The sequence below is a fragment of the Reichenbachiella sp. 5M10 genome, from assembly GCF_002742335.1.
In the GTDB taxonomy this organism is placed as follows: Bacteria; Bacteroidota; Bacteroidia; order Cytophagales; family Cyclobacteriaceae; genus Reichenbachiella.
In genome coordinates, this window is record NZ_MDGR01000007.1 from 2504432 (window position 1) to 2519915 (window position 15484).

The following is a 15484-nucleotide window of genomic DNA, read 5'->3' on the forward strand; positions in this document are numbered from 1 at the left end:
GTTGGGTAAGAGCAACCGCAAAACAGCGATTATAAAACAATATCATGACCAAAGAAGAAACAATCCAAGCCGCAGTAGCAGATGCCTATACTTTCGAGCAATACATCGCCCGCATCGAGCTACTGCACACCGAGGAGAAAGCGACTAGTTTTCCAGACAAAAAATCCTACTACGATTACTCCGTACTGGGCTTGGCGCGCATGCAGCGCATCTACAAAAAAGTCGAATTGAACTCCGACATCACTCAAGCAATCACGGCGATTCAGAGTCCCCAACACTGGGTACTGATCAGCGAATCGTGGTGTGGAGATGCCTCACAAACAGTGCCGGTCATCGCTCGGATAGCAGACCAAAACCCCAACATCTCCCTACACATCGTACTGAGAGACTCCAATCCCGAACTCATGGAATACTACAAAACCAACGGATCGACCTCCATCCCTATCCTCGCGATACTGGACCAAAACTGGTCTGAACTCGCCGTATGGGGTCCCAGACCTGCCGTGGCACAGCAAAAAGTCATGGACTACAAAGCCCTCCCCGAAGCAGAGCGCCCCGCCTACGAAGAACTCTCCAAAGAGCTACAAAAGTGGTACAATGCCGACAAGGGACTCAGTACTCAAAATGAACTGGCCACACTACTGACCTAGCACCAAACGGGCTCTCACCATAGGACTCAGACCCCACCACGATGCAGGCTTCTTTCGCCCTTTTTATTCTTCCCATCCGGGGAAATAGATACCTTTGACCTAGCGGTAGAAGCTTGGACGATTCACGTCCAAGCTTCTACCTTCATCATCGTCATGCATCAACCGATACCTATGCCCCACCCCTTTTGGAAACACCTTCTTTCGTCATTGATACTGATCTTGACATGTGTCACTGCACAGCCCTCCCCACTACAGAGCAGCGACCATCTACCCGATGACTCGCCCGTGGCGATTGCCCAAGCCCTCAACCTGCACCTAGATGTCATCAACCTCTGCGTACGGTCGACCTACCGCAGACAACGGACCTACTTCTACTACAACCAACGACTCGATGAGAAAGTAGCCTCCATGAGCGAGGTGAGCAAGTTCAGTTCCTTTTCTGCGAAAGCAGTCGCACTCCCTACTGCCCAATACCAAAGGGCCAAAAGTACGCAAACAGACATTCCACAAGACTACAGGGATACATTCTCCACCCTCTTTGATTCGCTCTGGGAGCTACAGCTCGGGCAAAACAAAGTCTGCATCACTCTACACGACATCACCAGCAGCCAGCCTAGCCTATCCGACACCATATTACGTCACCGTGTCTATGAGCTACTCGCTCAACTCGATCATATGGGACAGGAGTATGGTCGTCTTTCGACGAAAATGGAAGACATGGCCATACAAATCCATAGCCAACACTCCCCAATCGGCGAATCAAACACTGCATGGATCAACAGCGCACAAGGACTAAAATCCGCACTCGATACAGCGAGGGGCTACCTCATCCAAACCCGAGCAGGCGTGTACACTGAATCACACCCCCTCGATACGACTCAACTAAACCATATGCTCCGCACTCTGGCTCAAAACCGAGACGGCAACCTCGGCAACATCCGTGATCTCGGCCCCACCAACGGCAACAGTGCCCCAGCCAGGTACGATCAAGTCATCCGCCAGCTCCACAGGATGATAGACGCATACCACGGCGCTAGACGGGTCACTGCCTATGCTCCCCCCGCCTATGAAAACATCGTGGTGGAGTTCAACCAAGCCGTAGAACACTACAACCAGTTTGCTCGACTCAGTGCGCAAGCAGACATGACCGAGAGCCCGTCCTACTTGCTCCAGACGACCAAAGAACAAGGTCTCTATCGCGTGAGCTACCCGGAATCCAAAGCTCCCACACCACCCCATCCCACCAACACCCTCATCTCCATGGAAGGCTATGCCTACAACCACATGGTACTCCTCCTGGATGTGTCTGGCAGCATGAATCACCCGACCAAGCTCCCCTTGATCAAGGAGTCCGTTCAGCAGCTCTCCACGGCCATGAGGGAGTATGACCGTTTGTCCGTGGTGGTGTATTCGGACGATGCCCATGCGGTGCTCACCAATGTACCCTTCACGGACCAAGACGCTATCGCCACTCTCAATTCTCTCAGCTCCAAAGGGAAGACAAACGCCCAAAAAGGCATCCAACTGGCCTATCAGTTGGCCCACTCCGAATACATCCCCCAAGGCAACAACCGCATAATACTGGCGACTGACGGTGATTTTGACATCTCCAAGGAGACCCACCGGCTCATCAAATCGGGAACAAAGGAAGGCATAGCATTGACGGTATTTGGATTTGGCAGCCGTATACCCAACACCAAAGATCTAGAACACCTCGCCAAAGAAGGCAAAGGCAACTATGTCGCAGTGCGACGAAACAACAGCCTACAAGCGATGATCAAAGAACTGACAGCCGTCCACATGCACGAGTAATCCACAAAACCCCTAGAGACTGAAAACACACGAGCTACCTCAGACATCGCACAATCCCTACCGTCACCAACTCGTCGCAAGTGATGGGTTGAAAAAAACATGGCTATTTGCAAATCCACCGCTAACTTCAGCCTCGTATATCAACCATAACAATCACAATCTTCATGTCCGAAAGCCTTACACTAACCATCAACACGCCCTCCCCCAATTTTGACCTCATCGATATTTTTGACCGCAGGGTCAACCTCAAAGACTACCGTGGCAAGAAAGTGCTCGTGGCGTTTTTCAGACATGCTGGTTGCCCCTTTTGCAACATCCGTGTACATCGCTTGCAAAAAAGGCACGCTGAATTCAAAGCCCTAGGCCTAGAAATGATATTCTTTTTCGAATCGGAAGCCAAGGTGCTCAAAAGCCATGCGTTCCACATAGACGTCAACCCCATCCCACTCATCGCTGACCCAGAGAAGGTCTGGTACACAAAGTACGGCATAGAATCATCCGGCATGAAGTCTGCCATCAGTCACGCGACTACATTTTTTCAGACAGTCATACAAGCCAAAATGAAAGGACTACCTGTCCACATGATGGAAGGCAAAGAATCCATCAAAACGATCCCTGCCGAATTCCTCCTAGACGAAAAAGGCATGGTCAAAAAAGTACACTACGCCAAAAACTTGACCGACCGCATGAAACTCGAAACAATAGCCGAATTCGCCAACAGCTAAACCGCTGACAGCCCTACCCCATGCGAGGGTTTCTACTTGTCAACCGCCCAACCGCTTCGAAATAGCCTCGCAGTGGCACATTTGTACATACACTACAAAAAATGAAATAAAACAGCCCATAGGCTTACATACTATTGGTAGTAATATTTAGTTTCGTGCAAGTGATGGACTCAGATGAGTCCATCTATTTTCTATGAATCAGGAACCTGTAGTATGAACAAACATCTGTCACGCACTCTCCATTACGGATTGCTCCTTCTCCTCTCTAGTGTCTTTTATCAATGTCAATCTGACAAAAGCTCAGGTCAAACCGCTACCCAAGACACCCCCTCCACCTCCCTACTTACGGACAGTCAGGAGTCCATCGACGGCATGGTATGGATCCCAGGAGGCATCTACCAGATTGGAAACGAAAGTGAGCAAGCCAAACAGTCCGAAGGCCCCGTACACGAAGTGCAAGTCGATGGGTTCTACATGGACGAAGCAGAAGTCACCAATGCCCAATTCAGAAAATTCGTAGAAGAAACAGGATACATCACCATCGCAGAGCGTCCGGTAGATTGGGAAGAAATCAAGAAACAATTGCCCCCTGGCACTCCCAAACCCGATGACTCTTTATTGGCACCCGGCTCGCTGATCTTCGAGCCTACCGCTGCCTCCAACCTCTATGACATCAGCCAATGGTGGGCATGGGAGCATGGAGCAGACTGGAAGCACCCCCATGGTCCAGGCTCGACCATCGAGGGCAAGGATGATCATCCCGTGGTACATATCGCCTTTGCAGATGCACAGGCATACGCCCAATGGGCCGGCAAGAGACTCCCTACCGAAGCAGAATGGGAAATCGCCGCTCAGAGTGGCGAAAAAGACCAGCCCTATGCCTGGGGCAGCCAACTCACACCCAACGGCAAGTATTTGGCCAACTACTTTCAAGGCACCTTCCCAGATGGCAACTCCAAACTGGATGGATTTGAAGGCTCAGCCCCTGTCAAAAGCTATGCGCCCAACAGCTACGGGCTCTACGACATGATCGGCAATGTCTGGGAGTGGACCAGCGACTGGTACAGGGTAGACACCTATGACCGAAACAAATTGGCAGGCATCACCGCCTGCATCAACCCCTCAGGCCCTTCGAAAAGTTACGACCCTCAAGAACCACTGGTCCCCAAGCGTGTCACCAAAGGCGGATCATTCTTGTGCAGCGAACAATACTGCAGCAACTACCGACCAAGTGCCCGAATGGCGACAGCCTACGACTCAGGGCAAGAACATTTAGGGTTTCGCTGTGTGAAAGACAAATAAAATTTCTAATTTAAGGCTACCGTACCATACCGTTCAATTGACATGAAGAAAATCAACCTACTACTTTCAGTACTCCTACTGACCAGCTTTGTCTATGCACAAAAGAAAAAGCCAAACATCCTCGTCATCATGGGAGATGACATAGGCTATTGGAACCTCAGCTACAACAACCGTGGCATGATGGGGTACCAAACCCCCAACATCGACAAGCTCGCCGCACAAGGAGCCATTTTTACAGATTACTATGCCGAACAATCCTGTACGGCAGGACGTGCGGCCTTCATTACGGGTCAGATGCCCGTACGAACAGGCATGACCAAAGTAGGCATCCCTGGGTCTACATTGGGTATACAACCTGAAGACCCTACTTTGGCAGAATTGCTGAAGCCAATGGGCTATGCCACAGGACAGTTTGGCAAAAACCACTTGGGTGATCTCGACGAATTCTTACCTACCAATCATGGTTTTGATGAGTTTTATGGAAACCTATACCACCTCAATGCCGAAGAAACACCAGAAAACCCGAATTACCCGAAGAACCCAGACTTCAGAAAGAAATTTGGCCCTAGAGGGGTCATCAAAAGTACCGCGGACGGCAAAGTAGAAGACACAGGACCCTTGACAAAAAAGCGCATGGAGACGGTTGATCAGGAGTTTATGGATGCAGCCATTGACTTTATCCAAAGACAAAACAACGACGACAAACCCTTCTTTTGCTGGTTCAACACCACGCGCATGCACTACGTGACGCATGTACCCAGCGAATACGAAGACAAATCAGGGCTCAACACCTATGCCGATGGCATGATGCAGCATGACGATCAAATCGGTCAGCTCTTGGACAAGCTCGAAGAAATGGGACTGGATGAAAACACCATCGTCATCTATACAACTGACAATGGCCCGCACTTCAACATGTGGCCTGACGGAGGCATCACTCCGTTTAGGGGAGAGAAAAACACCAACTGGGAAGGCGGATACAGAGTCCCTTGCATCATCAAATGGCCAGGCAAAATCCCAGAAGGCACAGTCATCAATGAGATAGTAGCAGGCAATGATTGGGTACCTACCCTCATGGCTGCTGTAGGAGAACCAAAAATCAAGGAGAAACTACTCAAAGGCCACAAAGCCAATGGCAAGACGTACAAGGTACACCTCGATGGCTACAACATCTTGCCCTACCTCACGGGCGAAAAAGAAATCACCAAAGACGAATATGGCGCGACCAACTTTCCCAGAAGAGAGTTTTACTACTGGAACGATGACGGACAGTTGGTAGCCATGAGGTATGACCGTTGGAAGCTTGTATTCATGGAACAACAATCTTCTAAATTTGGCGTATGGATGTACCCCTTTGTACAGCTGCGTATTCCTTTGGTTTTTGACCTGCGCATGGACCCCTTCGAACGAGCCCAACACAATTCCAATTCATATTACGAATGGTTGGAGGCCAACATCCAATGGCTCGGTGGTTCATCACAAGCCTATGCAGGACAAATGATTTCAACATTCCAGGATTATCCACCAAGACAAAAACCCGCTTCTTTCAACCTGGATGAAGTCATGGCTTCATTTATGAACTTAGGAGAAGGAAAATAATACTGTAAACACCTATTTAAATTCAAAACGTATGAAACACAAATTAAAAATGGTATGGATGTTTCTTTTGCTGCCCGCCTTGGCGTTCGCTCAAAAGAAAAAACCAAACATCCTCGTGATATGGGGGGATGATATCGGTTGGGGCAATGTAGGCTTCAACAACAACGGTATGATGGGCTACAAAACACCAAACATTGACCGTATTGCCAAGGAAGGTGCCATGTTTACCGATTGGTACGCACAGCAATCCTGTACTGCAGGACGTGCTGCCTTTATCTTAGGCCAACACCCTTTCCGTACTGGGCTATTGACAATCGGTATGCCTGGTTCGAAGCAAGGTATCCAAGCAGATCAGCCGACAATTGCTGAATTGCTCAAGCCACAAGGTTATGTATCTGGCCAATTTGGAAAAAACCACTTGGGTGATCAAGACGAACACTTGCCAACCAACCACGGGTTTGACGAATTCTATGGCAACCTGTACCACCTCAACGCCGAGGAAGAACCAGAAGGATACTACTATCCAAAAGATCCAGAATTCAGAAAGAAATATGGCCCACGTGGGGTAATCAAGAGTTCTGCCGATGGCAAAATCCAAGATACGGGACCATTGACAAAGAAAAGAATGGAAACTGTGGATGATGAATTCGAAGCAGCAGCCATCAAATTCATCAAAAAGGCCAAAGAAGATGACAAACCATTCTTCTGCTGGTTCAACAGTACACGTACGCACGTATGGACACACCTCAAGCCTGAAAGCGAAGGAGTGACTGGTATTGGGCTCTATCCTGATGCCATGGCAGAGCACGACCTCTCTGTAGGTAGACTCCTCGACTTGCTCGACGAGCTCGATCTTGACGAAAACACAATCGTCATGTATGCCACAGACAATGGCGCAGAGAAAGTGACTTGGCCTGACGGTGGTAGTACTCCGTTTAGAGGTGAAAAAGGAACAACTTGGGAAGGTGGATTCCGTGTACCCTGTGCGATCCGTTGGCCAGGTGTCATCAAGCCAGGCACCATCTACAACGACATCTTCTCTCACGAGGACATGATGCCTACCTTGGTAGCTGCAGCGGGTGAACCCAAAATAAAAGAAAAATTATTGAAAGGGTATAAAGCGAATGGCAAGACCTTCAAAAGCCATTTGGATGGATACAACTTGATGCCATTCTTCGAAGGCAAAGTAGCCGAAGCACCAAGAAAAGAGATTTTCTACTTTGATGCTGGTGGCAACATGAACGCAATTCGCTACGGTGATTGGAAACTCCACTTTACCATAATGGAAGGTGACATCACGGAAGCCTACCGTAAATCACCAAGCTGGCCTCTCATCGTCAATTTGAGAGCTGATCCATACGAAGTATCTCCTGATTCACGTATGTATGTCAGATGGTATGGAGAAAACATGTGGTTGTTTGTTCCTGCACAGCAAATTGCCGGACAGTTCTTGTCTACTTTCAAAGAGTACCCTGCAGTACAAGGGTCGTCTCTCTCTATTGACAAGGTGGTACAGAGCCTCACCTCTCACCCATCCGCACAATAAAATGACCTAGTCAAAATGCCTCAGCCCGATCTCTTGATTGAGATGCTGAGGCATTTTTTATATATTAGTGTCACATCGATATTGACCGATACGACTTCATAGTATCTTTTGAAGCAGCATCTCGTGGCTAGCAATACATCTAAACTGATATGACAACATTAGAAACCATACAAGAACTTAAGCAGCGCATGTCGGCCTCCATCATTGGCCAAGACCCACTCATAGAGCGCATCATTCTCGTACTTTTGGCAGATGGCAACATGCTGCTCGAGGGACTGCCTGGATTGGCCAAAACGCGAGCCATCAAAACGCTATCCAAAGAATTGGATTGTGGGCTGAGCCGGATACAGTTCACCCCAGATCTACTGCCTTCGGACATCACCGGTACGGAGATCTACCAACCCGAATCCGAAGAGAAGTTCCTTTTCCAGCAAGGACCGATTTTCAGCAACCTCATCCTAGCAGATGAAATCAACCGATCTCCTGCCAAAGTACAATCAGCACTATTGGAAGCCATGGAAGAACGCCAAGTGTCTGTGGCAGGCAAAACCTACCAGATGGACCCTCTCTTCATGGTCATGGCCACTCAGAACCCCGTCGAGCAAGAAGGCACCTACCCCTTACCTGAAGCTCAGATGGATCGCTTTTTGATGCATGTAATCATCAGCTACCCAGACGATGCTTCCGAACTTAAAATCCTGCGTCTCAACCGAAGCGAACAGAACCAATCCAAAACGGAAAAACAAGAAAGGATATCCCCTGATGTCGTATTTGCTGCTCGAAAAGAAATAGCAGAGGTAAGTATCTCTGAGAATATGGAAAAATACATCGTGGACCTAATCTCTGCCACACGCTACCCAGACAAATACAACGATACGCTCAAATCCTGGATAGACTTTGGCGCCAGCCCAAGGGGCACGATCGCCATGGACCGTGCCGCACGTACTCATGCATGGATGCATGGCCATGCTGCCGTGACTCCAGACGATGTCCGAGCGGTAGTGCATGATTGTCTTCGCCACCGCCTCATACTCAGCTACGAAGCTAATGCAGACGGCATCACAGCAGACCAAGTACTAGACGAGATTCTAAAACAAGTCGCTGTAGTGGGATAAAACCATCCTCCTACCTCCTGCTACTCGTCCTGTGAGCCCCTCAACGGCCTCAACCTCGGTGAGGAGACAAAGCCAAAAACCATGAAAAGCCAAAAACAACATATCGAACTCCCCAAAGACGTTTTCACCTCCTTGCGTGAACTACTGGAAATGGAGCGTTTTGCTCAGATCATGAGTCTTTTGGCAAACAAACAGAAAGTAAAAAGCATCTTAGGAGGCAAACACTCGTCCAAACTACGTGGACGTGGACTAGATTTCGAAGAAGTCAGAAACTATGTGATGGGAGATGACATCCGAAATATCGATTGGAAAGTCACCGCTCGTACCAAAGTCACTCACACCCGGGTGTTCAGCGAAGAGAAAGAAAAGCCCGCCCTCATAGTCGTAGACCAATCTAAGTCTATGTTTTTTGGTTCACAAAAAAGAACAAAATCAGTCGTAGCAGCCGAACTAGCTGCTGTGGCAGCTTTTCGAATACTCAAGCAAGGAGATCGCGTCGGTGGAGTAGTGATCGGCGATGATGGTGTAGACATCATCCAGCCCAAAAGAGACCGGCGCAATATTTTGCGCTTTCTTGACAAGATCGTAGAAAAGAACCATGAGTTGAAGAACCACACAGAGGGAACGCTCGATGACTCTCTGCGCGACACCATGCACAAAGTCCGAAATATCGTCACCCACGATTTTCTAGTAGTCATCATCAGTGATTTCAAAAAATACTCCCCAGAGGTGACCCGGTTTATCTCCCAAATCGCACAACACAACGATGTGATCCTCGCCAAAGTAATGGACCCTATGGAACGGGATATACCCCATATCAAATTTGTGGCGGGAAACCGTGACACACAAGTAACTGTAGATGGCAAACACAAAGCACTCAACCAGCACTTTGTCACAGGGTTTGACGAAGACTACCAAAGTTTTCAGACCCAAATGAAGAAACACCACGTGCCTGTATTTACAATCAATACCGTGGACTCGCTCGATGAACAATTGAAGGACGTATTTGCCGGAAGGAAAAAATGAAATCAGTACCCGTACATACCATCCAAGACACGGTACAGCAAACGCAAGACACTACACAAGTCGTACTACAGCAGCTGTACGAACCCGCTCCGATTGCCTTTACTTTCGAGACTATTGGATGGCTCATTTTGGCCTGCATCTTAGGATGTGCTACGTGTATCCTGATTATTCTTCAAATCCGAAAATACGTAAAGAACCGCTACCGTCGCGAAGCACTCGCCGAGCTATCGACCCTGAAAAACGCACCGCTCTCACAAACCATGATCATCCTCAAACGAGTAGCTATCTCCGTATTCGGTAGAGAAGCGGTAGGTCCAGCAAGTGGCCGCTCTTGGCTACAGTTTTTAGAAAAATCCGCCAAAGGAGTTCAATTCGTCACCTACGAAGAAAGCATCCAAAAAGCCCTATACACCGATCAACCGGTCGATACAGTGCTACAACAAAAAATCATGTCCAACGCACAAAAATGGATCCGCAACCATGCCAGATAATTTTCATATCGCATTTCCGTGGGCACTCGCTTTGCTTCCAGTCCCACTACTGGTATATTGGCTGCTGCCCTCCCTCCACATGCGAAGTGCAGCCCTGCTCTTGCCTACCTACCACAAGGCCGTCGAATACACAGGACAAAAACCAAAAAAATCAGCCTTCGTCAAACGCAGAGGTTTTTTTAGCTGGTTGATCTTGATGATGAGCTGGTGTCTACTGGTAGCCGCCATGGCCAACCCGCAGTTGGTAGGCAAACCTGAGATGAAAATCAAAACCTCACGCAGTTTCCTCATAGTAGCAGACATCTCGTTTAGCATGGCCAAAACAGACTGGCGCATCGATGGAAAGAAAGCACGTCGATGGGATGCAGTCAAAGACGTCATGAGTGGGTTCATCGAAAAACGAAAGGGCGACCGCATGGGACTCATCTTTTTTGGAACGAATGCTTACATTCAAGCCCCCTTCACTCCTGACCTTTCAACCGTAAAACAGATGCTCGACGAAGCAGATGTAGGCATGGCTGGACAAATGACCCACATCGGCAAGGCCATCAACAAAGGTCTGGAGATGTTTGATAATGACACCATCAAAACCAAAGTCATGCTCCTGCTCACTGACGGGATCGATGCGGGGGACGACATCCTCCCTCTCGATGCGGCAGCTGCAGCCAAGAAGGACTCTGTATTGATCTACTCGCTTGGAATCGGTACTCCAGGACAGAGCGGATCGGATCTGGATGAAAAAACACTGCAGCAAATATCAGACATGACTGGCGGTGAATACTTCCTAGCAAAAGACGAAGATCGATTGAAGGAGATCTATGTAGAACTAGACAAACTACAGCCCATGGAGTTTGAAGAAGCAGAAAACAAACCCATCACGATGCTTTATCCTTATCCACTAGGTGCTGCTCTAGGCATCTTGATATTATCGACCTTGCTATCCGTATTGATCAGTGTGTACAAAGTCCTACGGGACAGAAAGGAGGCTTATGCTTAAAGGGTTATTTCCTATCGACTGGGAGTTGTTCCACTTCATCAGACCCGTTTTTCTCTGGTTGCTGATTCCTATCGCTGTGATCTTGCTCATCGGTTTGGTGAGCTTTGCACAAGAAATCAAGTGGAAATCTATCATCGCCCCACACCTACGTCCCTATGTGATCCAAAAGGGTAATCAACGAACCAAAGCCTGGATGAACTTGGCCTTGCTACTGATGCTCTGTCTCGGTGTATTGGCCCTCGCTGGACCGACATGGAAGAAAATCAAATTGCCGGGAAGGATCTTAGAGACTCCTATGGTGCTGATTTTGGACCTGTCGCAGAGTATGATGGCCCAAGACCTCCAACCCACCCGCCTAGAACGAGCCAAATTTAAAATCGAAGATTTACTCAACAAAAACCCTCAAGCACGAGCAGCTCTCATTGGGTTTGCAGGCACAGCACACACGATTGTCCCTTTGTCTTGGGATTATGAAATCATCAAAAGCCATGTCAAGTCACTAAAACCTAGCGTCATGCCCTATCCGGGCTCAGACTTGCAAGCTGCACTGACCTTGGCTGACACCATACTGTCCGTCACTGATGCCCCCGGTACGGTAGTGCTCTTGTCCGATGACTTTAGCGATGAGCAGTTCTCGATGCTCAAGGATTTTGTACAAGACAAAAACAACAAAATAGAAATCCTCCCCATGAATACACCCTCTGGCAGCACCATACCTATACCATGGGGCAGAGGCACGATGAAAGATGCCAACGGGCACCCCGTATATACCTCAATCAATCAGTCTGCACTCAACAAGCTAGGCTCTCTCGACGGGGTGACAGTACATGCGCTGACACTAGACGATAGCGATGTAGAAGTCATCAGCAACAAAATCAAAGCACACCTCAAATTCACCGAGCAACCCAAAGAAAAAAAGGACGACTGGCGAGACGCTGGTTTGCTCTTCATTTTCCCTATGGCTCTTCTTGCCTTGTTTTGGTTTAGAAAGGGCTGGGTCATCTACACCCTGCCTGTTTTACTATTATCATGCAGTCAAGTCAATAGCTTCGACGACCTATGGTTCACTCCTAACTACCAAGCACAGCGACTCAGCAATGCAGGTGAGTATGAAGATGCCGGTGACCGCTACACGGACTTCATGCACAAAGGGGTCGCCTACTACAAAGCTGGAGATTATGACCAAGCGATCAAAGCCTTCAATGAAGACACCACAGCACAAGCCGCTTACAACCTAGGCTTGGCCTACTTCCAAAACGGAGACACCGTCGCTGCATGGATGGCCTTCAACAAAGCCGTAGAGATCGACTCCACCCTACAACCTGCACTCCGCAATCAGCGAACCCTAAGCCGTCTAGTCGGAACGGACGGGATGAGTGTAGGTACAGCTACCGAAGAGGACAACAAGCCCATCGCCAAAATGGAACGCAACAAAAGCATGGAGGACCTCAGTGGTGGTGGACAAGAAGCCACCAAAAAAGACATGGAAAAAAAACGTCTCGAAGAAGAGGTCGCCAGCAATATCCACAAAGGCAAAGAATTGGATCAAGTCCCCAAAGACATGGATATTGATATCCAAAAACCAGATGGTACCAAAATCATCATGCAAAAAGTCGATGATGACCCGAGTGAGTTTCTCAGGAAAAAATTTGAGTACCAGATCAAGAAGCAAAACATCAAACCCAAGGCGAATGAGACGAAGTGGTAAACTGATGCGAAACAAAACCGCTGCAAGCAGGATCGTCCTACAGCTGGGCATACTCCTAGCCCTACTGATCGCATGTCTAACCCCGCAGGATGGCCTGGCCCAAAAACTTTGGAGCCAAGTAAAACTCAATCGTACTTCTGCCTACATAGGAGAACCCATAGAGGTCAGCATCACCGTCTACACATCGACATGGTTTACTAGTGGGTTGGACCCAGGAAACATCCAAGTAAAAGGAGCATACACCGTATACTTTAGACCCGTGAGTGTCTCCTTGAGTGAAGGTGGCACGACATATCCGGGCATACAGCTGATCTACCATGTGTTTCCTCACAGTGAGCGCGACATTGTATTCCCTAGTTTAACCCTCGAAGTAGAAACACCAAAGGACGGAGATTACATCGGAGTAAAGCACCATCTCAAAACTCAAGAACGAACCATCAAAATCAAGCCCGTCCCCCCAGGCTTTGACAAAAATGACTGGCTAGTGGCCAACGGCATGTATGTCTCTGACTACTGGACTGGCAACCTAAAACAAGTAAAAGTTGGTGACGTACTGGAGCGGAGAATATCACGTACCGTATATGGTACCGTGGGTGAACTCATCCCTCCCACCGCATGGGACAGTATCGGTCATATAAGCATGTATCCCGACCGCAGCCTGACCAAAAACAACAAAGGGAAGACCTCTATCAGTTCATCGAGAACAGACGGCATGCGTTACCTCTTCGAAGAGGAAGGCCAAGTCACTCTCCCAGAGATGGTATTCACGTACTTCCACCCCTACCGAAAGCGTCTCTACAAAAAAACCCTAAAAGCCATCACTATCGATGTAGCTGCCAACCCAGATTTGGGTATTCTCAAGAGTGTACGTGACAGCCTACTGGTGCAGGAGCAAGAAGTCATTGCCCAGCAAGAGGAAGAACAACCTTGGAGCTTTATGGGACTGAGTCCAGAACAACTGGCCCTCGCCACAGTGCTGGGGATACTGGTTCTGTACCTATTGGCAAAAACCATACGCCGCATAATCCATACGATCCGTCAACGCAAAAAAGCCTACCGTGCTTCAGAAGCCTATTACTTTGACCTATTCAAAAAAGCGACACATCATGACCATGCAGAACATGCCAAACAAGCTTTGTACCGTTGGATCGATGAGTTGAAATTGGGCCAACCTACATTGGAGTACTTTGTAGGGCAATTTGGAACCGACAAACTTCAGGAGACCTTTGACACTACCGGGGATCTACACGGGTTATATATGCAAACCCAAGAATGGAAAAAAGCAAGAGCAAAATACCTCCTGCACCGACACCCTACGCCCAGCAAATCGTCTTGGATCAATCCGCAGTAATCACTGCGCCTCTTAGGTAACTCACCATCGCTCGAAAACTAGCGACCTGAGCCAATGCGGACTCATCCATACTGTCCCCATAGTACGCATCCAAAAACCGCCCTGCAGGACTCCACACCGTTTGCATTGTACCTCTAAAACGTGAACGCATGGTCTCATTGCTATTGGATCGCAACTCCTCCATCATCTGCATGTGAGCTATCGCTACGTCACGTTTGTTCCAAAAACATGACACCACATCAAAACCTTTGATCGCGAAATAAGCCGGAGAAGCAATCGCCTCATTGTAGTGCCAATCGCAAACGACAACATCTTGAGGGATATGATCGATGGCAGCAGCTGTCCCATTCTCGCTAGCCTCCCACATCCCCATACCGGTCGTCCTACCGTCCAGTAGGCGGTCTCCCCATATCCAGAGTGTCTGATCTCTACTCGACAAGTGGTTTCGAATGCGACGGACTTCATCTGCAAACAACTTTGCTTTGTCCTGTCCACCACAACGGGGACAATGCGCATCTCCAATATAAAACACCTCGTCCATCCCCGCATGAAATGCTCTTGCCTCAAACACCTCCATGATTTCATCGACCAATGCAAACACGACTTCATGGACTTTGGGGTGCAGCGAACAGTAGCTCTTGCAATACAAACTATCCTCATTGGGCCAAACATACTCCTCAGGCATCACAACATGAGGAGTCTCATCAAATGCTGGAAATTCACGCAACAAAGCATGAGTAGTCCCCGCCCAAGACTGATGTCCCAATAAATTGATCTGCGGAATCAACTCGATCTGTTGCCGACGAGCCGCCTCGACTAGCTGCTTCACTTGCTGCTTAGACAGTGCATTCTTATCTCTCAATTGCGGATAAGAGCGATAGCGGTAATTGAAATCCACACGCAAAATCAATGTATTGATTCCGTTGGGTCCTAGCTCCTCTTCCATGAACTTGACAAAATCATCTACCCGTGCTGCACTTGGCGCAGCGATAGCAAAAGCGTGGGTAGGGTTCCATGAAGTTGAACCTTGAGCCACTGCCGCACTCACTCCTAGCATCAAAAAAAGAATACATTTTCTCATGGCATAAATGTAGAGCAAATAATTTCCTCTTGGTAAACTAATCGCCAAACGCCCCCGTCCAATCGCTCAATGCAGAACAAG

The 15484-nt window shown here is 48.5% G+C and carries 13 protein-coding genes; 12 read left to right on the forward strand and 1 reads right to left on the reverse strand.

Annotated elements, in window-relative coordinates; genetic code table 11:
• Window positions 1–44: 44 nt before the first annotated feature.
• From BFP72_RS10045 to BFP72_RS10100, 12 genes are all read left to right on the forward strand, one after another.
• Window positions 45–650 (forward strand): thioredoxin family protein, encoded by a 606-nt coding sequence (locus tag BFP72_RS10045; protein WP_099599010.1) that lies wholly within the window; start codon window positions 45–47, stop codon window positions 648–650.
• A 171-nt stretch (window positions 651–821) separates the two neighbouring features.
• Window positions 822–2462, forward strand: coding sequence for a VWA domain-containing protein (locus BFP72_RS10050; protein ID WP_158233368.1), 1641 nt, complete (start codon window positions 822–824; stop codon window positions 2460–2462).
• Between the two features lie 164 nt (window positions 2463–2626).
• Entirely contained in the window at window positions 2627–3187 is a 561-nt protein-coding gene (locus BFP72_RS10055; protein WP_099599012.1) for a peroxiredoxin-like family protein, read from the forward strand.
• A 213-nt stretch (window positions 3188–3400) separates the two neighbouring features.
• Window positions 3401–4489 (forward strand): formylglycine-generating enzyme family protein, encoded by a 1089-nt coding sequence (locus BFP72_RS10060; protein WP_099599013.1) that lies wholly within the window; start codon window positions 3401–3403, stop codon window positions 4487–4489.
• Window positions 4490–4531: 42 nt separating this feature from the next.
• Complete coding sequence (locus tag BFP72_RS10065) at window positions 4532–6088, forward strand: arylsulfatase (protein WP_099599014.1); 1557 nt, start codon at window positions 4532–4534, stop codon at window positions 6086–6088.
• Between the two features lie 31 nt (window positions 6089–6119).
• Window positions 6120–7634, forward strand: a complete 1515-nt coding sequence (locus BFP72_RS10070; RefSeq protein ID WP_099599015.1) for an arylsulfatase — start codon at window positions 6120–6122, stop codon at window positions 7632–7634.
• Window positions 7635–7783: 149 nt separating this feature from the next.
• Window positions 7784–8749: a MoxR family ATPase gene (locus tag BFP72_RS10075; RefSeq protein ID WP_185123725.1), complete on the forward strand. Its 966-nt coding sequence runs from the start codon at window positions 7784–7786 to the stop codon at window positions 8747–8749.
• Window positions 8750–8830: 81 nt separating this feature from the next.
• Window positions 8831–9775 (forward strand): DUF58 domain-containing protein, encoded by a 945-nt coding sequence (locus BFP72_RS10080; protein WP_099599017.1) that lies wholly within the window; start codon window positions 8831–8833, stop codon window positions 9773–9775.
• A complete protein-coding gene (locus BFP72_RS10085) occupies window positions 9772–10266 on the forward strand; it encodes a DUF4381 domain-containing protein (RefSeq protein WP_099599018.1) in 495 nt (164 codons plus the stop codon). Before BFP72_RS10080 ends, BFP72_RS10085 begins: the two co-directional genes overlap by 4 nt.
• Complete coding sequence (locus BFP72_RS10090; protein ID WP_099599019.1) at window positions 10256–11263, forward strand: VWA domain-containing protein; 1008 nt, start codon at window positions 10256–10258, stop codon at window positions 11261–11263. The genes BFP72_RS10085 and BFP72_RS10090 overlap by 11 nt, the downstream gene beginning before the upstream one ends.
• Entirely contained in the window at window positions 11256–12971 is a 1716-nt protein-coding gene (locus BFP72_RS10095; protein ID WP_099599020.1) for a VWA domain-containing protein, read from the forward strand. Before BFP72_RS10090 ends, BFP72_RS10095 begins: the two co-directional genes overlap by 8 nt.
• Window positions 12955–14322, forward strand: a complete 1368-nt coding sequence (locus BFP72_RS10100; RefSeq protein WP_158233369.1) for a BatD family protein — start codon at window positions 12955–12957, stop codon at window positions 14320–14322. Before BFP72_RS10095 ends, BFP72_RS10100 begins: the two co-directional genes overlap by 17 nt.
• Here BFP72_RS10100 and BFP72_RS10105 read toward each other — a convergent pair.
• The gene (locus BFP72_RS10105; protein WP_221406503.1) at window positions 14309–15403 is read right to left on the reverse strand and encodes a family 20 glycosylhydrolase; all 1095 of its coding nucleotides are present in this window, start codon (window positions 15401–15403) and stop codon (window positions 14309–14311) included. The two genes, BFP72_RS10100 and BFP72_RS10105, sit on opposite strands and share 14 nt — an antisense overlap.
• Window positions 15404–15484 lie beyond the last annotated feature (81 nt).